The sequence below is a fragment of the Microbacterium sp. HMWF026 genome, assembly GCF_003061325.1.
In the GTDB taxonomy this organism is placed as follows: domain Bacteria; phylum Actinomycetota; class Actinomycetes; order Actinomycetales; family Microbacteriaceae; genus Microbacterium; species Microbacterium testaceum_E.
Genome location: NZ_QAJB01000083.1, coordinates 1 through 2069 on the forward strand (window position 1 = coordinate 1; position 2069 = coordinate 2069).

Annotated in this window: 2 protein-coding genes; both read left to right on the forward strand. The window is 75.8% G+C overall.

Going from position 1 to position 2069, the window contains the following annotated elements:
- A partial coding sequence (locus DBR36_RS17560) for a hypothetical protein (RefSeq protein ID WP_108317651.1) occupies positions 1-1309 on the forward strand: 1309 nt, incomplete at its 5' end.
- A 10-nt stretch (positions 1310-1319) separates the two neighbouring features.
- The gene (locus tag DBR36_RS03955; protein WP_108317652.1) at positions 1320-1994 is read left to right on the forward strand and encodes a GAP family protein; all 675 of its coding nucleotides are present in this window, start codon (positions 1320-1322) and stop codon (positions 1992-1994) included.
- Positions 1995-2069 lie beyond the last annotated feature (75 nt).

Below are 2069 nucleotides of genomic sequence, written 5' to 3' on the forward strand. Positions count from 1 at the left end.
CGTCGGTACGGCGGTCCTGGTGGATGCCGCGCGCACCGCCCGATCCACCAACGCCCTCCTCCGCTCGGTGCGCGACGACCTGCGCGCGAGCGCCGAGCGCGCACGCCTGTTCGCGGCCGATGCCGCGGCCGCCGTCCAGGCCGCGGCCGCGCTGGTGCGCGCCCCCGTCGAGGCGGATGTCGACGCCGTCCGGGCCCGCGCCGCCGCCGTGCGCGCGCGTGCTCACGACCTCTCGGCGCTCCCCGTGGCGAAATCACACGTCCCGATCGCGGCGCCCGCGTCGCGACGCGCCCCGATGCTGACGCGCCTTCCGGCGACGGGGACGGTGAGCGCGACGTACGCGCTGGCGGTGCTGCCGTTCGCAGTGCGGACGGTGGATGCGGTCGCCGTGGCGACGGGCATCGCCCTCACCCTGCTGGTGGGCTCGGCCGCCGAGGCCCTGCCGCGCCTCGGGCGGGCCCGGCGGTCCCCGCGGCGACGGACGCGACGGTACGCGTGGTCGGTCGTTCTGGCGGGGCTGTCCCTGACGGCGCTCGCTAGCGCGCAGGGCGTGGCATGGCCCACCGCAGCCGTTCCCGCGTTGGCCTTCCCGGCCCTGGCCTGGGCGATGACGAGATGGCGCACCGGCGCGCGCGCCGTCGCCGTCGAGCGCCGTCGACTGTCCACCGCGATCACGGCCCTGACGCGGTCGGACGATCGCGGCACCCGCGGCTCGCGAGACGGTCTACGCGCTGCGGCCGAGGTGCTGCACCGCGACGTGCAGAGCGCCCTCGTGCTGTGGGCCCTGCGGCATCCCGATCCCCGCCCCTCGGACACGGCCGCGCTGTGGCCGGTGCTGGCGTCGCTCGCCGACGACGTCGAGCGCGCCTTCGCCGCGCCGCCCACCGCCGCGGACGCCCCCGCGCTGGACGCCCTCGTGGCCACGTGGGGACACGCCCTGCGGATCGACACCCGGTTCGATGCCGAGGCCCGCGCTGTGCTCGACGCCGACGCGGCCCTCGCCGGCGAGGCGGTCGAGGTCGTCGCCGAGGGACTGCTGAACGCGGCGAAGCACGCCCGCCGCCGCGAGGCGGTCGTGACCGCCCGCGTCGTCCGGACCGGCGGCGGTCCCCGGCTGCGCGTGGAGGTCGAGACGCCCGGCACGCTCGCTCCCGGTGCAGCGCTGCGCCGCGACGCGTGCGTGGGACGTCTGGGGGGACGACTGACGGCCGACGCCGACACCGTGCGTCTGACCGCCGATCTGACCCCCGGCGCGCCGATTGTCGTGTCGACCGAACATCGCGACGGGACCCGGATGCCGCGGGCGTAGCCTCGCCGCGATGTCCGAGCTCACCGCACTCCTGCCCCTGGCCGTCGGCATGGCGATCTCTCCGCTGCCGATCGTCGCCGTCGTCGCGATCCTGCTGTCGGCGCGCGGACGCCGAGCGGCTCCGGCGTACACGGCGACCTTCTTCGCGGTCACACTCGCCGCGATCGCCGCGGGCGCGCTGACCGCGGCCGGCGCGTCCGGCGCGTCGGGCGGAGCGAAGGGCAACGTAGTGGTCGTGGTCCTGGGGGCGCTGCTGACCGTGGGGTTCGCGACCTTCGCCGTGGTCAGCTGGCGCGGTCGGCCGCGCCACGGTCAGCCGGCCGTCGCACCCAAGTGGCTCGCCGCGATGGACTCGATCACCCTCGGCCGCGCCGCCGGCCTCGGCCTGCTCATGGCGGCGACGAACAGCAAGAACCTGCCCCTCGAGCTCAAGGGCGGCGCCCTCATCGGCGCGGCGCATCTGCCGATCGCCGCCACGGCGCTGCTGTGCGTCGCGCTGGCGGTGGCGGGTTCGCTCACCCTGATCCTTCCGACCGTGCTCGGTGCCACCGGCATCCCGCGCATCACGACGGCCCTCGACCGCCTCAAGAGCGAGATGATCGAGCACAACGCCGTGATCATGACCGTGCTGTTCGCCATCCTCGCCGCCAACGAGGCGGCCCACCTCATCCACCAGCTCGCGTGAGGACCGACATGACCCCTCCTTCCGTCCCCTGCCGGGCCGAATCACCCGCCGGCACCTTCGTCGGCACCGTCGACC

Excerpts from the sequence above, each read along its gene's own strand:
- DBR36_RS03955 (WP_108317652.1), top strand. The coding sequence starts at position 1,320 with ATGTCCGAGCTCACCGCACTCCTGCCCCTGGCCGTCGGCATGGCGATC.